This is a genomic window from Enterococcus sp. DIV1304_2, from assembly GCF_050555445.1.
Classification (GTDB): Bacteria; Bacillota; Bacilli; order Lactobacillales; family Enterococcaceae; genus Enterococcus_B; species Enterococcus_B pernyi.
Map to the genome: position 1 here is coordinate 2,470,526 of NZ_CP187851.1, position 24,726 is coordinate 2,495,251.

The following is a 24,726-nucleotide window of genomic DNA, read 5'->3' on the forward strand; positions in this document are numbered from 1 at the left end:
AATAGAGCCCCCTTTATTTTTTTATTTCATCGATCAAAATTTTAGATAACAACTGATAGATGATTGTCTCATTTCCTGATCGAAAAATCTCAGTATTCAAATCATTCATGATCAATGCACCACTTATTTTCCCAAGTAATTTTCCAGTAGCTTCATCAATTGGAGACGGGGCTAGCATCACTAACATTCTTGATAAATCGACTTTCGTTTTGTCCATTCCTTCGATCTCCAATACTTGCTTCAATTGAAAAATACAGAAGAAGGGTTCTGTGACCTCAGAACTAGAAGTATGGAAAAGCCCCATGTTGGTATGAGGTAATCCGATTGGCGCTTGTTGATATCTTTTTATTAAACGATGAAAAACTTTGTCCTTATCTTGCACCAATCCTGTAGGTAAATAGTCAAAAATACTGTTTAAAGTCGCTTCGACTGTTGCTGGATTGTCTAGCTCTTGAATGAAAAAATGTTGGAGTAATCGATTGATTTTACTCATCATCAATACCGTCTCTTCATACGTATCTTCGATAACCGAAGGCTGATCGCCTAACCGGACGTTTGTCGTTCGGTGTTCGGTCAAACGTGCAAATTCTGCTTTTAATTGTTTGATTTCTTCCTCAAGAAGTAATGGTGAAACTAATAGATATTTCCCCTCATAGCCACTCAAGATCGAAGTAGAAATGACGAGATCATACTCTTCTTCTAAATTTATTTTCTTTAGATCAGCAATTCGATAAAAATGGATATGTTGAACAAATGGGAAGTACCTCTTTAGTTTTAACTCAAGCATACTTGTCGAAGCTAATCCACTAGGGGAAAAACCAGCGATTTTGATCGTGCTGTCCTTTGGTGTTTTTTCTAACGAGTTCGCAAAGTGGAGAACCATATAAGCAATTTCTTCTTCGGATAGTTTCTTTTCTTGAAAAATCTGCTCGATTCCTTGACGGATGGCTTGAGCAATCTCTTGATACTGAACCATGATTTTTTCTAAAATTGGATTAGTTAATTGTTCTTCTTGAAGTACTGCTCGAGAGAATACTCCTGATAAATGGGTCAACAACATTTTGTAGAGTGTTTCATCTTGGTAGAATGGATTATTTGTTGCTTCACTGACTACTTGGATCAACTGTTTCACAAGATAAGCGAGTTGCGTATCAAATGTTTCTTCAAAGAAATCCTGATCGAAGGAATTCGAGAAGTCATTTAATAGACTAGCAAAAAAGACGATCTCATTGACTGGATAAAGTTGTTGCGTTTCCTTAGCGATTTTAGAAAATAAAGCTTTGGCGATACGTAATAACTCTTTATTCACTAGTCCAGTGTAGGTTTCATTCGTCAGCACGTGATTTTTTTTGACACGGTCGATCGTAATGCTGAGTATCAAAACTAAATGTTCCAGTTTCCGGTCACTTAATTCTTTCTTTTGCTGGATCAACTCTTCTCGTACCACTTGACGCGCCAGTAATAAACTATCTGTCGTGATAAATTGAAAAAAGAAATTCGTTGTCGTATCAAATTCCAGCAAGTGAAATATTTCATACGCATTGATCTCCAACTCTAAGATATTCGCTACCAGCAATCTGCGGTATTTTTCCGGTCCAGTGATTTCATAGCCACGGTTACGCGTGATCGACAATGGCAGTTGTTTCATACTGGTTTCAAGTTGCTTGATATCAGCATAAAAAGTCGTATTACTAATCAAATACTTTTCTAAAAAATAACTTAAAGACAACGGTTCTTTCGTGAGTAATAGTTCTAATAAAATCGCATGTTGCCTTTCGGTTGTCGATAGTTCCATCTCTTTTTCGTTCAATAGTTGGCGCAATTGTATCATTGTTTCAGGTGTTGCTTCAATCGTAAATGACCCTCGGGCTATTTTTTTCAGCGAAGCATTTACTTCCTCGAGCGATCGTTCTAATTGCTCCAACTCGCGGTATACAGTCCGTTTGCTGACACGTAAAACATTGACCATTTTTTGTATAGATACAGGTGCTGGACTATTGATGAGTTCTGTCAATAATTCTTTTTCCCTTGGTGACAAATACATCTTAGTCCACTTCCTTTATTAATGATAGATAGGCTTTGGTACTGACAAAATGATCAATGATCAACAAATGCTCCACTTGTTGTTCCAGTTGATACGCCTTTGCCATACTTTCATTCGCAAGATATACCACTTCTTTTTCGGGTACTAGGTCTTCGACGGCTGCTTTTTCTACAGATAGATCGACCTGATATTCCTTGGCTAGATTCATTAAAATCGTCATTCCCATCGTTTGTGAGCCTCGTCGATTTCCTTGGTATAAAAACACAACTCTGGTTCTAGGTTGTTCAACTTCTTGTTGCTTTTTGATTTGGGGTTCAATTTTTCTTTCATGAAGTTGCTGCTTGATCAATGGCAGATACGACTCAACTTCTAAAAAATGTTCAACAGCGATGATCTGACTCTCTTTGGCTTTTTCTTGCGCCAAAGATTGAAAGGCGCTTTGCACGATCACCAATTGTTTCTTGTGATTCGGCAGATCGTAAATCGATGTATAGCTGACAGGTATTGTTATCCCTTGTGCGTTCAACTTTTTCTTCAAAATGGCTGCACCCATTGCACTAGAACCCATCCCAGCATCGCATGCAAAGATGATTTGGTTGACTATTTCTTGATTCATCGGTTGGCTCCTTTCCGGGATGATCGATGTTACAGGTTTTGTCTTTTTCATTAACAAAATGGCACAAATAAACGTAGTAAGCGCACTGAGAAGAATGCCTAAAATGACACCTACTAATTGTGAAGGTGGTGTATTCCCTAAAATAATCACCAATGAACCTGGGGAAACCGGAGCATTCAACCCACTAGCAAACAGTTGGAACACAAACGTTCCTGTTGCTCCTCCAATCATAACTGCAAAAAAAAGAGCGGGCTGCATCAAGACAAAAGGAAAATAAATCTCATGGATTCCTCCGACAGCTTGGATCATCAATGCTCCACCTGCTTTGACACTTTTTTCTCGATCGGCAGCAAACAAGAACGCACTTAAAATCCCTATTCCTGGCCCAGGATTGGCTTCCATCAAAAATAAGATCGAATGCCCCGCATGTTGTGCCATCTCCATTCCTAAAGCTGTCAAGATGCCGTGATTGATGACATTATTCAAAAATAAGACCTTTAACGGTTCCAACACTAAACTGACCACTGGTAACAGATGTTGCTCGATGAGCCAATAAACAAAGCGTCCAACATAAGACAAACTACCTTCAACAAGTGGCTGTATGACCAGTATGCCTAATAGACAGACAACCCCACCGATTAGACCGATCATCAAGTTATTCAGCAACATCTCATAGCCAGGTTTGATTTTCGGCGTCAACCAACGATCCACCCAGTGAAAAATACCTCCCGTGATCAAACCGATGATCATCGCTCCGAATAGTTGTGGAAGATCAGAAACTACTATCATACCGATGACAGCAATCCCACCTGCTACAGCTGCTTTTTGATCAAAAATCTTTGCTCCAGAGTAACTGATCAAAATAGGCAATAACAGATAAATCAGCCAATCACTGACATGTGCAAGCGTTTGATGCAAATCACCTGATACGATATTTGATACAATCGATAACAAACCCCAAGCAATAAAAATACTTAGATTTGGCATGATCATTTGTTTGAAATAATGTAGTAATTGACGAAACCAGGTTAATTTCGCCACTGCATCAGCAGGAAGCGCATTCAAATTCTCCCCCACGTTGATCACCTGCCCTTTCTACTTCAGCAGACTGCGCTTATGCTTTTTTTCAGATAGCTCTATTCTAACAGTTTCCGTTATCTATTTTCCACAAAAAAAATTGGGCAAGTAACCGCAGTTACTTCCCAATTTTTTAAAATAACGCTTCTAACAAAATATCTTATATCAAAACAGTCATCGTTGCGGCAGCTAAGATAAGGACCAAGCCAATGATCGTGACCGTCATTTCTTTTTTCGTTTTCTTTTGTCCTAAGAACCAGATACCAGTCAAGGTTGCTAGAACAACAGAAGTTTGCGATAAGATGAAGCCCGTTGCCAAACCATTCATATTTGGTTGTGCAGAAATCAAATAGGTCAATGCAGCAAAGGCAAAAAAGAAGCCAGAAAAAATTTGTTTATAAGAAACAACTTCCGTAAATGCTGATTTTTCATGCCCTTTCATACTTAATACAGCGGTGTAGATGATCGCCACTAAGACCATCCCCATTGCTTGTGGCAAGAAAGCGTGCATTCCGTCGATGGTTGTTGCTTGAGGTGCTGCGGAATATGCCCAATACCCAATTTCTCCGACTGCTAATAATAAAACCGCTTTTTTCAGTAGACTGCTATTTTCTTTGGTTTTTTTCTCAGTCCAAACAGTCATCCATGCGCCTAAAATAATCAAGATCAATGCTAATCCACCAAGAACCTTCGCTGTCGTTCCTGGCCAGTTACCTAGCGCAAAAACGCCCCATAATGAAGCCCCAAGTAATTGAAAAGCTGTGGTGATAGGCATTGCACGTGACGAGCCAATCAGTGTGAAAGATTGAAAAGTAATGATTTGAGCAGTCGCCCAGCCCACACCGGAAAGAATAGAAAAGACAAGATCCATTCCAGATGGCAGTGCTATGCCATTGATCAGGGCAAAAATAAGTGCGAATATCAAAGTTCCTATTGTTGATCCTAAAATCTGGTTCACAGGACGTCCACCGATCTTCGAAGCAATCGTTGGATAAAGTCCCCAACCTAGTAATGGTCCTAATCCGATCAATAATGCTGTTGCATTCATTTATTACATCTCCTTTTTTAGAATACGACGCCACTTTCTAACAAGATATTCGCATAAGGAGTCATCTCACCTGTACGAATAAATGCGTGACAATTGTTTAACTCAGTTTTCATTTCACTATGCGGAATAAACGTGATCGGTGTCTCCGGCATTTCTTTTTGGATTTCTAAAAGAATGTCAGGATTCTCTTTTTTGATTTCCTCTGCTAGATAAATACGTTGCACCTCTAATTCTGACAACACATTGCGTAAAACTTCCATAAAGCTAGGAACCCCTTGCGTGACTGCTAAATCGATTTTTTCAGTGGTCATAGGTACAGGCATTCCTGCATCTCCAATACTCAATTTATCAAAATGTCCCATTTGTGCTATCACTCGTGAGATATCAGAATTGATTACTTTCGTTTTTTTCATTATTTGTTCATCCTTTCCTCAATCAGATTAATTCATGTTTATACGGAATAGACGGTTGAGCACCAAAACGTTGAACAGTCACAGAAGAGGCTTTATTGCCATAACGGATCGCTTCTTCTAGGTTGCTGAAGTCTTTGGCTAATACACTGCTCATCGCACCAATAAAGGTATCGCCAGCAGCCGTTGTATCCACTGCATGCACTTTAAAAGCTGGTACGATCCCACTAGCGCCGTCAGCAATATCATAATAAGCACCTTTACTTCCGATCGTGATGATCACCGCTTCAATACCTAATCCATGAAAGACTTGTGCCGCCTCTTTTAGACTTTTTTCATCGGTAATAGTAATGCCTGTTAAGATCTCCGTTTCTGTTTCATTTGGAATGATCATATCCGTTACTGCTAATAACTCGTCAGGAACATTTTCTAGCGCCGGTGCCGGATTCAAGATCGTTTTCACGCCAGCTTCTCGAGCGATTTTGAATGCTTCGATCGTCGGTTCTATAGCGCTTTCAAACTGAGCAATAATAAAATCACTTTTTTGGATGATTGTTTTATTTTCTTGTACTTGTGCTACGGTAAACGCATTGTTTGCACCAGCATGGATCATGATACTATTTTCACCTTGGTCATCAACAATGATATACGCTTGTCCAGTCGCTTTATTTTCTAATGTCGCTACACCAGATAAATCAATTTCTTCTTGTTCAAGTAATTCTGTCATCGTTTTTCCTGCTTCGTCTTTACCCACTCCACCAATAAAGTAAGTTTTTGCCTCCGAACGTCTAGCAGCAACCGCTTGGTTGGCTCCTTTTCCTCCACCAGCTGAAAAAGTTTCTTTCGTATGGATCGTTTCTCCAGGTTTTGGCATATAAGTCACACGGATGGTTCGATCTAAATTGATGCTTCCGATAACTGTAACAGTATTCATCGTTTTCCCTCTCCTTTAACAAGAAAATCATTTTAACGTTCTATTAAAACGTTTTAACTCTACGAGAAGAATATAACATATTTTGTAAGTGATTTCAACAAGCAACTTTTCATCGATAAAACTAACTGTAATTGGTACCTTCTTTGTTCTTATATCACTGAGGTCGGGACAGAAGTGTTCAGCCTCGAGAAATAAGGCGCCATCCACGAAAATTGTTTTTCAAATTTTTGTGGATGGCGCCTTATTTCCGATGAGGTTACTTCTGTTCCCGCCGTTTATTCGGTTTTAGGTGGTACAAGAGGACTAATGTCCCAGACAAAAAAAAAAGCGCCAACCAAAAATAGCAAGTCCATTTTCGGTTGGTACGCTTTATTGTTATCGCTGAACCTAGCAACGACAGTTTTATCTTATTATTTTTTTCCTGGCTCAGAAGCGATGATCGAAAGTTCTCCTTGAACTTTCCACTCCGTGATATCGCTTGGTAAGATCGCACTTGTTCCTTTTTCTAGTGAGTAGGCTTGGTTACCTATCACCAATTCTCCCGCACCATCAATAACTGTCATCAATGTATACGGTGCTTGTTTTTTAAAGGATGTGATCCCTTTGATGTCCCACTCGTAGACGTTGAAAAATTCTGTTTCTACGTAGGTGACGATCGAAGAGTTCCCTTGACGGATCTCTTTGATCTGTAATTCAGGAGCTTTTGCTGGGACTGTTGTTACGTCGACTGATTGTTGGATGTGTAATTCCCGAGTGTTTCCTTGGTCGTCTTTGCGATCATAATCATAAACACGATAAGTTGTGTCTGAACTTTGTTGTGTTTCTAAAATCATGATCCCTTTCCCAATTGCATGGATCGTTCCACTTGGTACGTAGAAAAAATCACCTTTTTTGACAGGAACTTTTTTCAATAAGTCATCCCAGCGACTATCTTGGATCATTTCGGCTAATTCTTCACGTGTTTTTGCATGATGACCATAGATGATCTCTGCACCTGGTTCGGCATCAATGATGTACCAGCACTCTGTTTTTCCTAGCTCTCCTTCATGTGCCATACCATAAGCATCATCTGGATGAACTTGAACAGATAGATCATCTTCTGCATCTAAGATTTTGATCAATAACGGAAAAACTGGTTCTGTTGGATGGCCGAATAATTCTTTATGTTCTTTCCATAGATCATCTAGTTTCCAGCCTTTGAATGGGCCATTTTCAACGACACTCACGCCATGAGGATGCGCACTGATCGCCCAATCTTCCCCAATTTTATCATTTGGGATATCAAAGCCAAAAACAGTACGTAAGCGACTGCCTCCCCAGATTTTTTCTTGAAAAACAGGTTTTAAAAATAATGGTTCTTGCATACGTAAAACTCCTCTCGATTTTCAATTGCTATTATAGCATTATTTTTAGTGTAACGCTTTCTCTTGTAAATAAATTTCAATGATTTCATCCCGACATTTTAGATATTCTTCACGATGATCGTTTGGATGCAGGCGATTGGATAGAAAGATGAACGCTTCTTGATCGATTGGGTCGATCAATAGAAATGTCCCTGTATAGCCTGTATGGAATAGTAATGGATGGCCATCCTTTTTATCTTGTTTTAAATCCCATCCGAGTGAGCGACCACCTTTACCAGTTGGCGTATGATCAGCCAATAAGGAACGGATGGTTGCCTCTTCCAAAAAATGACCAGAATCTAACTTTCCGTATTGAAGATACATCCGGACAAACTTCTCACAATCCGCAAGATCAATAAATAGACCAGCATTACCTGCATGTTCTGCTAACACTCGTGCTTTTGGATCATGGGTCAAGCCATGGATCACCTCACCAGAAGGAAGTTGTTCAGTCGGAACGATCCGTTCTGAAGGACGTGGTAAGAATAAGCTATTCATCATTCCTAACGGTGCTAGTACTTGCTCTTCAAAAAGCTCGACCGCCTCTTCCTGGAAAATCTCCTCTAGCATCAATCCTAAAAGAATCGTGCCTGCATCCGTATAGCGAACTTCGATTCCTAATTGATCGCCTGGTTGAAGTTTCAAATAAGCTTCAATCAATTCTGTTTGTGATAGACGATCTCGATCAGGAATAAATGTCTGGATGTCTGAGGTATGTGTCAATAAGTGGCGAATCGTGATCGTTTGATTCTCAAAAGTCGGCAAGTACGTATGCAAAGGTTCATCTAACTCAACTTTCCCGTCTTCGATCAATCGCAAGACCAGACTTGTCGTTACAATCACTTTTGTCAGGGAGGCTGCATCAAAGAGCAAATCTTCGGTCATTGGTCTGATTATCGGAATGATCTGCGCATCACCTGCGATCACTTTTTCAATCTGATCCCCTTTCATAAAAGCAGCGACGACCCCTGGATAATATCCCTCATTCATTTTTTTTAGTATATATTCTTTCGTTTTAGCGTACATAGTTTCTCCTTATTCATCTATGGATATGCTTGTTTGCTCCCCAAGCATAATTCTTTCTTCCATAAGAATCAATTGTTTTTCTCATTTATCCCAGTATTTAGTGGCTGACATAAAAAAGCAGGAAACTTTCAGCATCAGCTGAATTTTTCCTGCTTTTTCCAACGGTCGAGCAATCGATTGATCCTAGCCACTGTTCATTGGATAACATTAGTTGCTTTTGTTTCGTCCACGAACCACCATTCGATGCCAATTGCATCATACAAAGTCAAAACTTTTTGTTTTTTGTCAATGTAAAAATCGATCGTTTCTGTGTTCAAATGTGCAATCAGACGTTGCATACTCTCTGGGTCAACAACAAATTTCAAAAAGTCTAATCCTAAGATTTCATCAGTCGGTAAGGCAATCACTGGACTCTCAGCTTGAGTCAGTCCTACATGAAAATCACCTTTATTCAAGATAAATTCTTTTTCTTCCTCTTTATGCACAGTCAGACCTAAAAGCTCTGATAAAAATTCTCGTTCCTTTTCCATATCTAGTACATTTAGGTGGACTTTTTGGAAATAAGTACCAGCAGATAATTTCTTAAAGCGTTCATTTGATTGTCTTAATAGTGCTTCTTGGTCTAATTGTTCCGCCGCTTGTTCTTGTGAAGTATGAGTCTCTTCATGATAGATCTCTAACATATTGCCTTCAGGATCTTTCAATAAAATACCGATTCTGCCATCACTTTCCAGTGCTTCTTCGATCGTTTGATTCGTTTGGCGAATGCGATACAGCACATCTGCCATTTCTTCTAATGTTGGAATGATCAAAGAAAAGCGATTGAGCTTTTTGATTTCCCCAAAGTGATCATTTGCTCGTGGACTTTCCTCTAATAATAACATCTCGCTGTCATTTTCTACTGTACCGAAAATCGCTAATTCATTTTCTTCTCTCTTTAAATCGAAACCAATCGTGTCTCTATAAAACTCGATCATTTTATCACGGTCTTTTACACGTATCGCAATACTTTTCAAATAAGTAGTAGACCCCAAATCAAAAACTTTCATAATTTCTTGCTCCCCTCTACGTTAAGCTTTATTTTAACGATGCTTCTCTTTTCTTTCAAGCAATATCTTATTTTTTGTTGAATTAATTCTCAGATTGTCTTATTTTTTAGCTAATTATCAGAATGGGAAGGGAAAATCATTCTATATGTAAGAAAAGCGGCGAATCTTTGATAAAACTTTTTTATCTTTTTAAACGCCGCTTTCCCATAATCCTATAAAGATTATTATAACTTATTTTATCTTATTATGAAGCTTCTTCTGTAAACTGACTATTATACAGATCAGCATAGAACCCATCTTTTTCCATGAGTGTATCATGGTTTCCTGTTTCAACGATCGATCCTTGGTTCATCACGATAATATTATCCGCATCACGAATCGTTGATAATCGATGCGCAACTACAAAACTTGTACGATTTTTCAATAAACGGTTCATCGCTTTTTGAATCAAAATCTCCGTACGAGTATCGACACTTGAGGTTGCTTCATCCAAGATCAAGACATCTGGATTCGCTAAGAATGCTCGGGCAATCGTAATCAATTGACGTTGACCTTGTGAGATATTGCTTGCATCTTCATTTAAGATCGTATCATACCCGTCAGGTAATTTGCGGACAAATTCATCGACATGGGCAGCTTTCGCAGCTTCGATCACTTGTTCATCCGTTGCATCATCATTTCCATACTTGATATTGTCATAGATCGTTCCAGTAAATAACCATGTATCTTGTAGTACCATTGAAAATTGCGCACGTAATACATCACGAGAAACATCTCTCGTATCGACACCGTCATACCGAATGCTTCCGCCTGAAACATCATAAAAACGTTCCAATAGATTGATCAAAGTCGTTTTACCAGCCCCAGTCGGACCAACAATAGCGACCATTTCACCTGGCTTCACATCCAAATTGAAATCTTTCATCAATAAGTGATCTGGCGTATAACCAAACTGCACATTTTCAAAACGAACTTTGTACGGTGTATTTTCTTCGACTGGTAAACCAGATTTTTCATTTGTCATCTCTTCTTCATCTAGGACTTCAAAGACACGTTCAGCCGAAGCCACTGTTGATTGGATCGTATTCATCAAGCTTGCCAATTGTGTGATCGGTTGAGAAAATTGTGTCGTATATTGCAAGAATGCTTGTACATCCCCTAATGCCATATTCCCATTGGCTACTTTGATCCCACCAAGCACAGCCACAAAGACGTACCCTAGATTTTTGACGAAATTCATCAATGGCATGATGATCGCAGAAATAAACTGTGCTTTCCAACCAGAGGCATATAAATTTTGGTTTTCAATCTCAAAAACTGCTTGGTCTTTTGCTGTATGGTTGAACGTTTGGACGATCGTATGTCCAGCATAGGTTTCTTCGACTTGGTTGTTCAATAATCCTAAACTCTTTTGTTGATCCGCAAAGAACACTTGTGATTTCGGTGCAATGATCATCACGATGATCAAGCTCAATGGAATCATCAACAACGCCACTAATGTCAGTTGCCAGCTGATGGATAGCATCATAACGATGACCCCGATCAGTGTGACCGCACTTGTGACAAATTGAGTCAAGTTTTGTTGTAACGTGCTGGCGATATTATCCATATCATTGATTGCTCGAGACATGATATCCCCATTCGTATGTGTATCATAATAAGAGATCGGCACACGATTCATTTTTGTCTCTAAATCATGTCTTAACTCATATACCGTACGTTGCGATACGCGAGTCATAATGAACTGTTGCAAGAAGTTGAACACGGCAGAAATCAAGTACATGACAATCACTGTCGCAATGATTTGACCAATTTTGTCAAAATCGATTGGGAATTTCGTGACTTGTTGCCCTTCTTGCATTTGTCTTGCGCCAAGCATCACACCGTTAAAAATTTCTGTGGTTGCTTTCCCTAATACTTTTGGTGTCTGGATTTGGAAGACGACAGCTGCAATCGCTAAGACAAATACAGCAATGATCGCTACTAAACGCTTAGACATATAGCCGAATAACCGGCGAACAGTGCCCCAAAAGTTTTTTGGTTTTTCTCCTTTAGCACCAATGTTACGTCCTGGTCCCCCACCCATTGGTCCTTGAGGAGGTCGATTGTTTCCTTTACTCATGCTAAATCCTCCTCTCTCAATTGTGAGTTGACGATTTCCTTATATGTTTCATTTGTTGCTAGTAATTCTTTATGCGTTCCTTTTCCAACAAGTTTTCCTTCATCTAATACTAAGATCGTATCTGCATCCATGACGGTACTTACTCGTTGCGCCACTAAAACGGTGATACTTTCTGTCATATTTTCTTTTAGTGCTTGACGGAGTTTCGCATCTGTTTTAAAGTCTAGTGCTGAGAATGAATCATCAAAGACATAGATGTCGGCTTCTTTTACTAAGGCACGCGCAATGGCTAATCGCTGTCTTTGTCCACCAGAGAAATTTCCGCCGCCTTGTTCGACATGACTATCTAACCCATCTTCCGTTTCAGAAACAAAGTCTTTTGCTTGGGCGATCTCTAATGCTTTCCAAATCATCTCATCTGTTGCGTCTTCTTTCCCATATTGCATATTCTCACGAATCGTTCCAGAAAAAAGGACAGCTTTTTGGGGAACAAATCCCATCAATTCACGCAAGTTATATTGCGTCATATCAGTGATGCTCGTTCCATTGATCGCGATCTCACCCGATTCAATATCATACAAACGTGGGATCAGATTCACTAAAGTCGTTTTTCCTGAACCTGTACCACCAATGATAGCTACGATATCGCCGGATGACGCTTCAAAGTTGATATCTTCCAACGCTAGTTTTTCTGCGCCGTGGTAACGGTAATTCACCTGTTTGAATGACAAACTTGCGTCTTTTCCAGCTAAAGCAACCGTTTCTGGTTGTTCTGGATCAACGATACCCGCGTCTTCTTCTAGTACTTCATTGATCCGATCAGCCGAAGCTTGGGCACGAGGAACCATGATAAAGATTGCTGATAGCATCATGAAACTAATCAAAATTTGCATCGCATAAGTCATGAAGGCAATCAGATTTCCGACCTCTAATGTCATATCCGCTATGTAATGCCCACCAAACCATGTGATCGCTACGTTCGTCCCACTCATGATCAACGTCATCAATGGCATCATCAATGCAACAATCGTGTTGACTTTGATTGCCGTATTTGTATAATCCTTATTCGCTAAATCAAAACGATTTTCTTCAAAACGTGTTTTGTCAAACGCTCTGATGACACGTACACCGGTTAATCCTTCACGAAAAACAAGGTTTAAGCGGTCTGTTTTCTTTTGCATGCTCTTGAATAGTGGAACAGCAAAATACATAATACCACCGATCAAAATGATCATGACAGGAATCACGACTAAGAAAATTCTTGTCAGTTGATGGTCCTTTTGATAAGCAAGGATACTTGCCCCAACAAGAGTGATCGGTGCATTGATCATCATCCGTAAAAACATTTGCATCACCAATTGGATCTGCGTCACATCATTCGTTGTACGAGTGATCAATGAAGCTGTTCCATACTTGTCGAATTTGTCTTTCGTCAAATTTTCGGCTTTTTGATAGACTTCTGTTCGTAATTGTTTTCCTAACTTTTGAGATTCTCGTGTAGCAAAAAACGTATTGGCAATGGCGGCTAAAATACTGATCAAAGAAAATCCGATCATGACAAATCCCGTCTGCCAAATATAGTCGACGTCACCTTTTGCTACGCCTTTGTCAATAATATTAGATGTTAACGTTGGCAAATACAGATCTGCTAACACTTGAATAATCATAAAGACCGTTGCAGCAATTGCTGAGGTCAATGAAATTCGTTTGACAATTTTTAGCATTCGTTCCCCTTCTTTCTATTTATAAGCGCCATCTTTTATCCATGACAGTTTTAGATTGAATTCTGCAATGGCTTGTTCAACAGAATACTCCTCAGAGGTTGAAAATGATTTATAGGCATGAGCAATCGTTGTAAATAGTGTACTCATGACTAACTGAAACAATAATTCCATTTCATGGTCATCTTTTACTCTAAGATTGGAACGATCAATCAAACCAATCAACTCTTTGGACGCTTTTTTATGATTTTTATGTGGTGATGGACGATGTCCTTGTGGATGCGGCACGACTTTTCGTGAGGCACGGTAATCCATATGCATAAAAAGATGTTTATAAAACGCGGCATTTTCACCTTCTAGAATATCTCGAATCATTTTCCCAAAATAAAGTTCAAAACCGATAAATAAGTCTCCATTCGATTCTTTGATTAGTTGGATCATATTTTTTGTACTATCGCTACGAACGGTTTCAAAATAATAAAAATAAAGATCTTCTTTATCTTCAAAATATTGATAAAAACTACCTCTAGAGATCCCCGCAAGTTTCACGATTTGTGCAATCGAAGCTTCATTCAATGGTACTCTTGAAAATTCGACCCTGGCAGCTTCTAAAAGTCTTTGCTGTTTTTCTTCAGGTAGATGAAAAAAAGTCTGTGTCGGCATCGTTGATTCCTCCCCACATAAAAATGACACACTGTCATATGACACCTTGTCATTATAACACCATCTGATTGTTTTGCAAGTCATTTACATTTTTTTTCATAATTATTAAAAAAAGAATAAATCGAGTAAAAAGATTTGTTTCTTCTATTCTATACATCTAAAATAGGATCATTATATAAAAAGGATGAACGCCATGATCAAATCAATAACCGTCCACGAACTCTATTTCGTCTATCAAAAGAAGGATGTTGTAATTCTAGATGTCCGAAAAACGAATGAGTATATAAAAAAACACCTAAGTCATTCGATATCCATCCCTATTACCAGTTTGCCAGCCCAATTAAATAATCTCGATACAAAAAAACAGTACTACATTGTCGGAGCATCTAACCATTCGGCACAAGAAATCACTAGTTACCTAATAGAAAACGGATTGCAAGCAACTTATGTGATCGACAACATGAAGTTATTTGAAAGTCGTGAATTAACTAGTCCTCTTTGATCGTACTGGAAAATAACTTACTTTTTATCAGTAAAAATACTTGATAGCCTTTTCTGTTTCAAGTAAACTGGTATTGTTAGCAGTAAAGTTAACAATTACGACTAAAGGAGAGAGATTATGGCATCAGTATTAGTAATCAAAGGACATCCACTAACTGCACAAGAATCACGTTCAGTTAACGCATTAACTAGTTTTTTAACTAGCTACAAAGAAAATCATCCAAACGACGAGGTAACTGTTTTAGACCTTTATCGTGATGATATCCCAGAAATTGATGAAGAATTGCTTTCTGGATGGGAAGCGCTTCGTGCAGGTGCAGATTTCTCTAGTCTATCTGAAAACCAACAACAAAAAATTGCTCGTTTCAACGAATTGACAGAGCAATTCCTAGCAGCAGATAAAATCGTTATTGCCAATGCTTTATGGAATTTGAACATTCCTACAAAATTAAAAGCTTGGTTTGATACAGTCAATGTTGCTGGTAAAACTTTCAAGTATACTGAAAATGGTCCTGTTGGCTTAGTTACTGGTAAAAAAGCACTACACATCCAATCAAATGGCGGAATCTACAATGGACAAGATTTTGCTTCTCAATATGTAAAAGCAATCTTGAACTTTGTCGGCATCGAACAAGTCGACCAATTATTTATCGAGGGGATCGACTATACACCTGATCGTGCAGAAGAATTGATGCAAGCTGCCTTAGATAAAGCAACTGCATTCGGTAAAGACTTCTAGTCGCGATCGATTAACTGTTTCTCTTGAACTTGTGGAGAAAAAAAGACTTCATGAACATTCATTGCGAATGTTCATGAAGTCCTTTTTTATTGGTTAGATAGAGTTGATTGATCTAAAAAACGATTAACCGTATCTAATATTTGATATAGAGATCAGTTCCTGTAGCTTTTTAGAATAAGCTTCATCTAAAGATACGCCATCTTTTTTTATTGCATTCGCTATTTCTACATTCATACGGCTTAGTAGCAATAGCACTGACGCTCCTTCATTTTGTAGATTTCTTAGATTGGATTTTAGTACCACTCTAAGCGATTGGTTTTCCGAATCTACCTCTAAGTCACCGATTAATTCCTTTATTAACGCTTCTGCTTTTTTGCGTCGATCGTCTCCACCAGAAAACCAGCTTAGATTACTCATTTACTTATGCTCCTTATCTAACTTTTTCAAGGAAGAATATCGTAATTTTTGATACTTAAAATAAAGTGTTTCTAACAGAACTAATTCTTTTTGCTATTCCTTCTTGAACCAAGTAAATAGGCAATGGAGAAACCTATGAACATACCTAAAGTAATCCACCATTTGAATGGTCTATCAAACAGATAAGCTAGCCCAAAGTTTAAGAGCAGCGTTAAAAGAAAAGCGCAAAAAATCATTTTCCACTCTTTCATATGCCCTCCAGTTTTATAATATACGGTCAGGTTGGTTCAAGATAAGAAAAAAACACTTTCTTTTAAACTATATTTGCCTCTTTAATTCTCAACATTACGAACATAGTCATCAAAATACTGGATCAAATCATTTTTGATCTTTTGGTATTCTTCTTCACTATACTCTTTGTCTTCGATTTTTCCTTGAAAAAACGGAATCTCTAATTCTTCACGTAAACGGTCTAATACTTCTTCTTTATTCATGTCACTACTCCTTAATCAAAGTAAACACAGACACACTCAGGTGCATAGATGTCTTTTTGGATCAATGTCAATTCTCCAGTTGTAGCATCACGTTTGTACAAGGTAAGATTATCCGTATTCTGGTTGGCACATACCACGTAATCATTTTCTGGATCTAAGGCGAAATCTCTTGGGAAATCTCCTTCAGTTGAGATCGTCTGTACGTGTTCTAAATGTGAACCTTCTTCATTCACAGCGAATACAGCAATCGAATTATGTCCACGATTTGATGCGTAGACAAAACGTCCATCGTTTGAAATACGGATGGCAGCACCACCATTTTCCTCGGTGAATCCTTCAGGCAATGTACTGATTTTTTGTACTTCTTTGAATTCGCCTGTTGTTTCATCATAGGAAAGAACACGAACTGTACTATCTAACTCACCAAACAAATAAGCGAATTGATTATTAGGATGAAAAACTAAATGACGTGGGCCGGTTCCTGGCTCTACTTCTAATACAGCTTTTACAGCTAATTTACCATGGGCATCCACATCATATGTGTACACACGATCAGTTCCTAAATCACAGACTGCCAATCGTTGATCAGGTGTTAAGTCTGTGTAATGGACATGGGCATGATCTTGGTTTTTGTGTGGACCAGTCGGTTCTTGATGAAAGACTGCGTCTGTCGCCTCTAAACTACCGTCTTCAGTGATACGGTAAACATTGACTTCCCCTTTATGATAATTTGCGCCATAAACCAGTTGGCGTTTCTCATCAACTGTTACGTAACACAAAGGTGCACCTGCTTCTGTTACCGCATTCAAAAAATTGTAAGAATCATCATATGCAGCTACCCCACCTAAGCCATCAACACTAGTTACTGAATACAGATTGCCTGCCTGACTTTTTGCCACATACGTTGGGCTATTTTCTTTAGCAACTAATGTTAGATTCTCTAAAGTGCCTTTGTCTGTATCTAATTCGATTTGATAAATCCCTTCACTTTTTCGTCTTGTATATGTTCCTAGAATGATTTTTTTTATCATTTTGATCCTCCTCAAATTAAGAATTCTAATTTATTCTATCATACATCCATTCATGTCGTTAATCAAAGAGAATATGTTATACTGTTTTTGTAACCATAGAATCATTGATTTTTTAGGAGTAAAGGAGAGAAATGAGATGACTCAAGCAACGATAACAGAAATTGGTAGGTCAGCCATCAATTCAGAGGAACCTATGCTGATTTTATTCGATCAGTCGGCAACATCCGCGTTGCGTGACTATACGATCATTCAAGAATTTAGTACAAAAGAGAATTTTTCACTTGAACAAGGTGATCAAATTTCTTTTGATCAGCAAGAATATACCATCGAACATGTTGGTCCGTTGGCCAATGAAAACTTGACTACGGTTGGTCATGTGACTCTGGTTTTTGAAGAACCGCCAGCAGGTGACAAAATCGTCAATGGAATCTATTTGTCCCCCTATCAACTACCAGAAATCACTGTCGGCATGACCATCAACTATAAGCAGGTGAACTAATGGAAGAGGATAAAAAGAGAAAAATCAAACCTGTTTCATGGTTTTGGCGTTGGTTTTTGAATAATCAAGTAGTGACGGCTTTATTAGTCGTTCTTTTGGTCTTACTGATCGTTTTCCTATTTACGAAAGTTTCTTATCTTTTTGAACCGATTTGGCAGTTTCTAGCAATCGTTGGTTTACCGATCATTCTATCAGGTATTCTGTATTACCTGATGAATCCTGTTGTAGACTATCTTGAAAAGAGAAAAGTCCCAAGGCTTTACAGCATCATCGGTTTATTTATACTAGTAGTCGCTTTGATCGTCTGGGGAAGTGTGGTGATCATCCCGAAAATCCAGGAACAGACTGTCAGCTTTGTCAGCAATTTTCCACAATACGTCGAGACTATCGATGACAAATTAACCGAGATTTTTCGTGATCCACTATTCAGTCAATTTAGAGAGCAACTGGAAAATACAGGCGATCAGTTTATGAATTCTGCTGGCGATATTTTACAGAATCTATCAAAAAGCACCGTTCAAAGCTTAGGGAGTTTTGTTGGCGCTGTAGCTACGATCGTTGTTGCCGTATTGACGATGCCGTTTATTTTATTTTATCTGTTGAAAGATGGAAAACAATTAGCACCTTATTTGGTCAAGTTCTTACCCACTCGTATGAGAGTGCCTACGTTAAAAGTCTTAGGTGAGATGAACAGTCAAGTCTCTTCTTATATTCGTGGACAGCTGACTGTGGCTTTCGCAGTTGCGGTGATGTTCATGATCGGATTTGCAATCATCGGGTTAGATTATGCTGTCACTTTAGGAATCATTGCCGGTTTCTTGAACTTGATCCCTTACTTAGGTTCATTTTTAGCGATGATCCCTGCGGTATTTTTAGCCATCGTTGCAGGACCAATCATGTTGGTCAAAGTATTGATCGTTTTCGCCTTAGAGCAAACCATCGAAGGCCGTTTGATCTCGCCACTTGTACTTGGCAATCAGTTGTCGATTCATCCAGTGACGATTTTACTTGTCCTATTAACATCCGGAAAATTATTTGGTGTGGTCGGTGTGATTTTAGGGATACCTGTCTATGCCGCAGCGAAAGTATTGATTTCTCACATTTTTGAATGGTACACTACGATTTCTTCCCTTTATGAAGAAAAGCAATAAGAATAAATGAAAAGCCGAGATGATTGAGAATAGGAACCCTATTTTCAGTCGTCTCGGCTTTTTGATTATTTCATCAATAAGTTAGTCATTTTTTGGATCGCTGCGGAAATATCATCTGTCGCTTGGTCTTGTTTTGCTTCTGACGCATCAAATTGTTCAGCGTTGATGCCTTTTTCTGGTTGGATGCTTTGAGTCATTTCTTCACAACCAGCTACATAATTTTTGTAGGCTTTTTCAAAGTTCTTATGGATACCCATTACTTTGGCTGGTGGACGCAACGTACTGATTTTCTTTAGCATATTGCGATATTTTTCAGTACCTTGGTCAAATAACTCAACCGTCTCAACAAGCTCGGCTTGCGTTAGTTCAGCTGTTTTCTTTTGATCGATTGCTTCTCTGATTTTTTCATATTTTGGGTGCATCGTTTCGCCGATTGCTTCTGTTTCTTTCACGATTTTATCGACTGTCTGCACGTAATAACCGAGATTCGGTAACATAGGTTTTCCTACTTTCTTCTTTTTCTTTCTCTATTTTACCTGTTTATTCTAGTAGAAAACAAGTCATTACATCAATAAAATGTTATTTTTATCGTTTATTTTTCATAAAATCCTGCATCCAAACTATATTGTTCTCCTGAAACTAGATCATATTGGATCAAGCGATACGCCTCGTATACTTCCTCTTGCGCCTGATTCAACTGAGCTTCTTTTCCCCATTGGCCATTTTGAAAATATAGTTCTCGTTCGAACGCGGGAATAGCCGACTCCATTTCAAGCAGTAATTGATAAAAACCAGTGGTCTTTTGATTCGTTTGTTCTAAAAGATTCGCTGCAAAATAAAAAGGGCTAGTGACAGCATCATTGGTTTCACGTTTCTCTAACTCACCTGCTGTATCGAACATGAGAAACTCTGTCTGATGTAAGGCTTGTTTCTCATTTTTATTTTTGATCTCGTCCGAATAGATCCCCGGTAAATGATCCCCCCAAAAAACGACTAGCGTTCTTCTTGGCGTATCTTTCAGCGCTTCAGTGAATGCTTTCAATGCTTGACTACTATAGGCAATATCTTGCAAATAATTGTTGAGTGTGTCTGTTCCAGTATCATCTTCTGTTGTAGCAGAAAAATCCAATTGCGAATACTTCCCTGCATAAGGCATATGGGTCTGCATCGTGACTAGATGGACAAACTGAGGCGTTTCCTCATCTTTTAATAAGTCTAAAATTTCTTTATAGGCAGACTCATCTGAAATATATGGATTATTATCAATGGTATCGGTGTAAGTCATATTTCCCTCGCTGATAAACGAATCAAACCCTAGCGTCTGATAGACATCTTCGCGTTTATACATCGATGTATTATAAGGATGGATCGCCGTTGTTCGATAGTTTTGTGCATTAAGTGTGGAAACAAGCGATGGTAATTGATCCAGCTTTGGAACGAGCATCGTATATGGTGTGGTCATTTGACCATTGAATAGTGCCATGGATAGACCCGTTAAGGCTTCAAACTCAATATTTGCTGTTCCACCACCATAATTTTGCGAAAGCATTCGGCCACTATAGGTTTGATTTGCCACTTCACGATAGTCAGCTAAGGGATCACCGGTCACCGTGACACCATTTAGATGACTTGGATCAGAAAAGCTTTCACTCATCACATAAATGATATTTGGCTGCTCATCACTTGCCGTTTGATTTTTTTTGTCTGCGATTGCTTGATATTTTTCAGTGATTTCATTGATTTTTTCTTTTGAATAACCTTCTGGCCGTTCCATCGGTTCAACTTTTAGATTGTACAAAAAGCCACCAATGAATCCTGTATTATAATAATTCATTTTTTGACTATAAGGAATCCACAAAGCCGTTTGATTATAAGCTTTACGCAACAAATTATTGGGATTATTGAAGTTACTGAAATAACCCATCATTGCAACGGTCATGACTAAAGTCAAGATACGATAGATTTGGAATGTTCGATCTTTTTTGAAACTACGGACAATTGCCCAGACCACTCCACCAAAGGCAAGGATCGCTAGTAGCATCAACCCAATAAAAATCGGTGTTCCGGTCATGTCTTTGAGTAAATTGAACTCTGTGATCATCTTTAAGTCATCTGGATAGATTGGTTCTTGACGATAGCTCATTTTCAAGTAATTCGCAAAACCTAATATTCCGATACTTACGAGATAAAAAAGCAGACCAAATAAGTAAGAACCCGCGAAAGCGACCATAAATAAAAAGACAGTAAGTAATACGAAACAAGCAAGTAAAAATTTTTCTGTGTGCCATGAAAAAGCAAATTTCAAGGCTAAATCAACTGAAAGATTATTCTGGCACCATTGTAAATACAAATTACTTATAAGTATCACTAAGACTGTTACTACCCCCAGAGTAGTGATTCGTAGAATTTTTTGTTGTTTAGTTGAAAGCTTATCTAAATGTTTGTTCAAGAGAGCGCTCCTTCACTTTTTCTAAACTACTTTAACGCCTATTTTATTCTAGTCGCTTCACAAATGAAAGTAAAGTTCAAAAAACAAGTAGTCTGAACGACCAATTTTATAAAAAAATAAATAGAAAACAAAAGGAATGAAACTGTGTCTTAGTCTCTCCAGCTCGCAAAGAATAAGCGGTAATAGCCACAATTTTGAACAACAAATTGTGGCTATTACCGCTTATTTCTTGAAGGGCTTTATGTCACTTTGATTGAAATGATGCTCAAATATCAGCCGAATACGCAACTGGTTCACCAAAAACTGGGAATCCCTCTATGTCCCACGAAAATACTTGTGCGTTGGCATGACGATTGGGATTGTTCAGAGGATCGATTCCTTCATTTTTTTCTGGTCGTGCATGGTAAACTAAGACATCTTCTTTGCCATCTTCTGAGAGAGTAAAGGAGTTATGTCCTGGTCCAAACTGCTTATTTTTCTCCGAAGAGACAAAGACAGGTTCAGGATTTTTATGCCAAGAATAACCGTCAAGTAGATCCGCTGACTCTTCTGCCCACAGCAAACCCATCGCATAATTTTCATCCGTGGCACTCCCTGAGTAAGTGATGAATATTTTCCCGTTACGAACCAGTACGGCTGGTCCTTCATTGACTGCAAATCCTTGCTTTTCCCAAGAAAATTCTGGGATGGCTAATAATAGTTGTTTTCCGGTCAGTGTCCAAGGATTTGCCATTTCTGATAAATAGAGATTGGAGTTTCCCGGAATACGCGGGTCTAATTGCGCCCAAACATAATACAACTTTCCTTGATGTGTAAAAGTCGTGCCGTCTAAACTAAACGTGTCTGTAGCAGTGATGATTTGCCCTTTTTCTTCCCAATCAGTATTCATTGGGTCAATGGACGTGTTTTCAAGAACGAACATCCGATGGTGATGATCCCGATCACGAATCTCTGCATGATCACTGGCTGCAAAATAGATATACCACTTTCCTTGGATATAATGGATTTCTGGTGCCCAGATCAACTGACTCATGGGTCCAGTTTTAGGTGCATGCCAAACCAGTAACTTTTCTGCATGCTTCAAGCCATCGATCGTTTTCGCACGTCTTAATTCGATGGACTGATAACCAGGTAGAGAACCCGTAAAATAATAGTAGCCGTCCGTATGTTTGTAGATCCAAGGATCGGCTCGTTCAAGGACGATTGGATTAGCATAAGTTGTTTTTTTCATAAAGGTTCCTCACATTTTTTTAGTCTAATGACATTCCAAGAATATGCTTCAAGCACCATATGGATCTTGTTCTTTTCATTTACATCGATTACTTGTTCTATCGGCTGGATCGTATTCGGAGCGTCTTTCGTATTTTTATCTAGTAAATGATCACTTTTTACGACTAGTTGGACTGCTTTAGTCTCCAGCTCAAAATCATGCGTTGTCGTAATGGACACTTTCTCTTCTGTGCGATTCACTAGAAACAGTACGATTTCTTGCTCATTTTCGACAACTACGCTATCAATGATCGGCACTTCTTTTCCAGTATCACAGTCATAAGTGGGACAAAACGTTTGTTGATCTAATACAGTGCCTTTCGCATATTTTGCCAGATGTTGCATCACATAATAGGTCGGATTTACCCATGCGATCCCATTTTTCTCTGTTAGGATAAGCGGGATGGTATTGACTAAGAGCGATTGGCAAGCAATTTTGACACGATCTGCATGCCGTAAAATCGCAAGACCTAACGTGCCGAACAGTAATGTATCTTCCATGGTGAACTGGCACCAATCGATTGGTGACCCCTCTTGGAATTTTTGATAGGTTTGTTCTGGTTGGCTATGAACATTCCATTCATCAAAAGCTAAGTACATCGTCTTGTCACTGCATAGATAGCCTTTCACATAGTCACACGTCGCAATGATCTCTTCGATTTGTCGATCAAACCGTTCCGCTTTAGCTAAGTAAGTTTTGGTATCTGCTCGCTCATTTTTTGGAGGTTTAGTCAAATCTTCTTCGTCATATTTATCGATGTAATTATGCAAAGCGATATAATCTACGTTTTCATATGCTTCTTCTAAGGCGATTCGGTCCCATTCAGGATAAGACGCTAAGCGTGGCGTCGAACTACCGACTAAAATCGTTTCGATCGATTCATCGACTAATTTCATCGCTTTGGCAGATTCACTGGCTAACCTGCCATAATCATAGGCACTTTTTGCGCCAATTTGCCAAGGACCGTCTAACTCATTTCCTAAGCACCAAAGTTTCACGTTAAAAGGTTGCTCTTGTCCGTTTTGTTTGCGTAACTCACTCCAAGAGGTTCCTTGAGGAAAATTACAATACTCTACTAGATTACGCGCATCATCGATTCCTTTTGTGCCTAGATTCACCGTCATGATTGGCTCAGCTTCTACCATGTCTAACCATTTGAAAAATTCATGTAGCCCAAATGTATTTGGTTCGATTCCTTGCCATGCAAGATCGATTTTTTTTGGACGCTCGGTGACTGGACCAATCGTATCTTGCCAGTCATATCCTGAAGTGAAATTCCCTCCAGGATAACGGATCACCCCTAAAGACAGTTCTTTTACATAAGAAAGCACGTCCTGTCGAAAGCCATTCTTATCCGCGGTCGGATGTCCTGGTTCAAATATTCCGTTATACACGACACTTCCCATATGTTCAACAAAAGAACCGAAGAGTCGTGGACTGATAGCTCCTTTAGAAAATCCTTGACGTACCTTTAATTCAACTTTTTTCATTGCCACACTCCTTTCCTATTTATGTTTCCCACTAAATGATTGATCAACCACCAAACCCCACCTGCTAATACAAAAATAATCGGCGGAAACATAAACACAAGCACAAGAAAAACTAATAATATGCCACAACATACAAGATTCTTCAAAAAGTTGGTCAACACCCACAACGTACTTTCTTGAAAAAGTTCCTTTCCGGAAAGAGCGTCATTTTGGGCAAGAGAACTACACCAAGAAAGTAAAAACATCGTAAAAACCAACATTGTTACATACCCACAAATCACTAACCAAATAGCAGATTCTTGCAAAATAAGATTCATCGCAAAATAACTGATGATGGTCACACCACTCATCACTAATTGAAGGAAAAACTTACGCTTAAAGCCCTGCAAAAAGGAATAGCAAACATGCCCTGATTCACCATTCTTCCATTTATTCAACGCTGTAAAGACCCCTGTTGTGGCTGGTACTACTGTGACTAAAGGCAAAGAAACGACGACCCATAAAATCCCTAATAAGATATGATCGGAAATTTGGATCAATTGACCATACCATTTTGTTTCGACTAATTTCAT

The 24,726-nt window shown here is 38.8% G+C and carries 24 protein-coding genes; 4 read left to right on the top strand and 20 right to left on the bottom strand.

Going from position 1 to position 24,726, the window contains the following annotated elements; all coding sequences use genetic code 11:
• Positions 1–13 precede the first annotated feature (13 nt).
• The 11 genes from IGJ14_RS11375 to IGJ14_RS11425 form a co-directional block, all read right to left on the bottom strand.
• Positions 14–2,044 (bottom strand): BglG family transcription antiterminator, encoded by a 2,031-nt coding sequence (locus tag IGJ14_RS11375; RefSeq protein WP_430607816.1) that lies wholly within the window; start codon positions 2,042–2,044, stop codon positions 14–16.
• Between the two features lies 1 nt (position 2,045).
• Positions 2,046–3,653, bottom strand: a complete 1,608-nt coding sequence (locus tag IGJ14_RS11380) for a PTS transporter subunit EIIC (protein WP_374952891.1) — start codon at positions 3,651–3,653, stop codon at positions 2,046–2,048.
• 244 nt (positions 3,654–3,897) lie between these two features.
• Complete coding sequence (gene rbsU / locus IGJ14_RS11385) at positions 3,898–4,785, bottom strand: ribose/proton symporter RbsU (RefSeq protein WP_019723008.1); 888 nt, start codon at positions 4,783–4,785, stop codon at positions 3,898–3,900.
• Between the two features lie 17 nt (positions 4,786–4,802).
• Positions 4,803–5,198: a D-ribose pyranase gene (gene rbsD / locus IGJ14_RS11390; RefSeq protein WP_010736652.1), complete on the bottom strand. Its 396-nt coding sequence runs from the start codon at positions 5,196–5,198 to the stop codon at positions 4,803–4,805.
• A gap of 22 nt (positions 5,199–5,220) precedes the next feature.
• Positions 5,221–6,129, bottom strand: a complete 909-nt coding sequence (gene rbsK / locus IGJ14_RS11395) for a ribokinase (RefSeq protein WP_019723009.1) — start codon at positions 6,127–6,129, stop codon at positions 5,221–5,223.
• Between the two features lie 410 nt (positions 6,130–6,539).
• On the bottom strand, positions 6,540–7,493 hold the full coding sequence (gene manA / locus IGJ14_RS11400; protein ID WP_019723010.1) for a mannose-6-phosphate isomerase, class I: 954 nt from the start codon (positions 7,491–7,493) through the stop codon (positions 6,540–6,542).
• Positions 7,494–7,538: 45 nt separating this feature from the next.
• Entirely contained in the window at positions 7,539–8,558 is a 1,020-nt protein-coding gene (locus IGJ14_RS11405) for a serine hydrolase domain-containing protein (RefSeq protein WP_108145419.1), read from the bottom strand.
• A gap of 194 nt (positions 8,559–8,752) precedes the next feature.
• Entirely contained in the window at positions 8,753–9,607 is an 855-nt protein-coding gene (locus IGJ14_RS11410; RefSeq protein WP_019724004.1) for a VOC family protein, read from the bottom strand.
• A 244-nt stretch (positions 9,608–9,851) separates the two neighbouring features.
• A complete protein-coding gene (locus IGJ14_RS11415) occupies positions 9,852–11,729 on the bottom strand; it encodes an ABC transporter ATP-binding protein (RefSeq protein ID WP_010736657.1) in 1,878 nt (625 codons plus the stop codon).
• Positions 11,726–13,453 carry an ABC transporter ATP-binding protein gene (locus IGJ14_RS11420; protein ID WP_019724005.1) on the bottom strand — a complete coding sequence of 576 codons (1,728 nt, stop codon included), beginning with the start codon at positions 13,451–13,453 and terminating at the stop codon, positions 11,726–11,728. The genes IGJ14_RS11415 and IGJ14_RS11420 overlap by 4 nt, the downstream gene beginning before the upstream one ends.
• A 15-nt stretch (positions 13,454–13,468) precedes the next feature.
• Positions 13,469–14,113: a TetR/AcrR family transcriptional regulator gene (locus IGJ14_RS11425; protein WP_010736659.1), complete on the bottom strand. Its 645-nt coding sequence runs from the start codon at positions 14,111–14,113 to the stop codon at positions 13,469–13,471.
• Positions 14,114–14,306: 193 nt separating this feature from the next.
• Here IGJ14_RS11425 and IGJ14_RS11430 point away from each other — a divergent pair, with 193 nt between their 5' ends.
• Both IGJ14_RS11430 and IGJ14_RS11435 read left to right on the top strand, forming a co-directional pair.
• The gene (locus tag IGJ14_RS11430) at positions 14,307–14,615 is read left to right on the top strand and encodes a rhodanese-like domain-containing protein (protein ID WP_010736660.1); all 309 of its coding nucleotides are present in this window, start codon (positions 14,307–14,309) and stop codon (positions 14,613–14,615) included.
• A 117-nt stretch (positions 14,616–14,732) separates the two neighbouring features.
• Positions 14,733–15,353 (top strand): NAD(P)H-dependent oxidoreductase, encoded by a 621-nt coding sequence (locus IGJ14_RS11435; RefSeq protein ID WP_034686954.1) that lies wholly within the window; start codon positions 14,733–14,735, stop codon positions 15,351–15,353.
• A gap of 123 nt (positions 15,354–15,476) precedes the next feature.
• Here IGJ14_RS11435 and IGJ14_RS11440 read toward each other — a convergent pair whose 3' ends face one another.
• The 4 genes from IGJ14_RS11440 to IGJ14_RS11455 all read right to left on the bottom strand — a co-directional run bounded on the left by IGJ14_RS11440 (position 15,477) and on the right by IGJ14_RS11455 (position 17,295).
• Positions 15,477–15,770 (bottom strand): bacteriocin immunity protein, encoded by a 294-nt coding sequence (locus tag IGJ14_RS11440; protein WP_195273308.1) that lies wholly within the window; start codon positions 15,768–15,770, stop codon positions 15,477–15,479.
• Positions 15,771–15,850: 80 nt separating this feature from the next.
• A complete protein-coding gene (locus IGJ14_RS11445) occupies positions 15,851–16,021 on the bottom strand; it encodes a hypothetical protein (RefSeq protein WP_181264974.1) in 171 nt (56 codons plus the stop codon).
• A gap of 81 nt (positions 16,022–16,102) precedes the next feature.
• Complete coding sequence (locus IGJ14_RS11450; RefSeq protein WP_019724465.1) at positions 16,103–16,264, bottom strand: hypothetical protein; 162 nt, start codon at positions 16,262–16,264, stop codon at positions 16,103–16,105.
• 11 nt (positions 16,265–16,275) lie between these two features.
• Entirely contained in the window at positions 16,276–17,295 is a 1,020-nt protein-coding gene (locus IGJ14_RS11455) for a lactonase family protein (protein ID WP_104775796.1), read from the bottom strand.
• 136 nt (positions 17,296–17,431) lie between these two features.
• Between IGJ14_RS11455 and IGJ14_RS11460 the strand changes: the two genes are divergently transcribed.
• Complete coding sequence (locus IGJ14_RS11460; protein ID WP_104775795.1) at positions 17,432–17,794, top strand: PTS glucitol/sorbitol transporter subunit IIA; 363 nt, start codon at positions 17,432–17,434, stop codon at positions 17,792–17,794.
• Positions 17,794–18,945 (top strand): AI-2E family transporter, encoded by a 1,152-nt coding sequence (locus tag IGJ14_RS11465; protein WP_195273309.1) that lies wholly within the window; start codon positions 17,794–17,796, stop codon positions 18,943–18,945. Before IGJ14_RS11460 ends, IGJ14_RS11465 begins: the two co-directional genes overlap by 1 nt.
• A 65-nt stretch (positions 18,946–19,010) precedes the next feature.
• Here IGJ14_RS11465 and IGJ14_RS11470 read toward each other — a convergent pair whose 3' ends face one another.
• From IGJ14_RS11470 to IGJ14_RS11490, 5 genes are all read right to left on the bottom strand, one after another.
• The gene (locus IGJ14_RS11470) at positions 19,011–19,442 is read right to left on the bottom strand and encodes a hypothetical protein (RefSeq protein ID WP_010736667.1); all 432 of its coding nucleotides are present in this window, start codon (positions 19,440–19,442) and stop codon (positions 19,011–19,013) included.
• A gap of 95 nt (positions 19,443–19,537) precedes the next feature.
• Entirely contained in the window at positions 19,538–21,394 is a 1,857-nt protein-coding gene (locus tag IGJ14_RS11475; protein WP_195273310.1) for an LTA synthase family protein, read from the bottom strand.
• A 265-nt stretch (positions 21,395–21,659) separates the two neighbouring features.
• The gene (locus IGJ14_RS11480; protein WP_019723600.1) at positions 21,660–22,625 is read right to left on the bottom strand and encodes a glycoside hydrolase family 43 protein; all 966 of its coding nucleotides are present in this window, start codon (positions 22,623–22,625) and stop codon (positions 21,660–21,662) included.
• Entirely contained in the window at positions 22,622–24,154 is a 1,533-nt protein-coding gene (locus IGJ14_RS11485) for an alpha-N-arabinofuranosidase (protein WP_195273311.1), read from the bottom strand. The genes IGJ14_RS11480 and IGJ14_RS11485 overlap by 4 nt, the downstream gene beginning before the upstream one ends.
• A complete protein-coding gene (locus IGJ14_RS11490) occupies positions 24,151–24,726 on the bottom strand; it encodes a DUF624 domain-containing protein (protein ID WP_065095921.1) in 576 nt (191 codons plus the stop codon). The genes IGJ14_RS11485 and IGJ14_RS11490 overlap by 4 nt, the downstream gene beginning before the upstream one ends.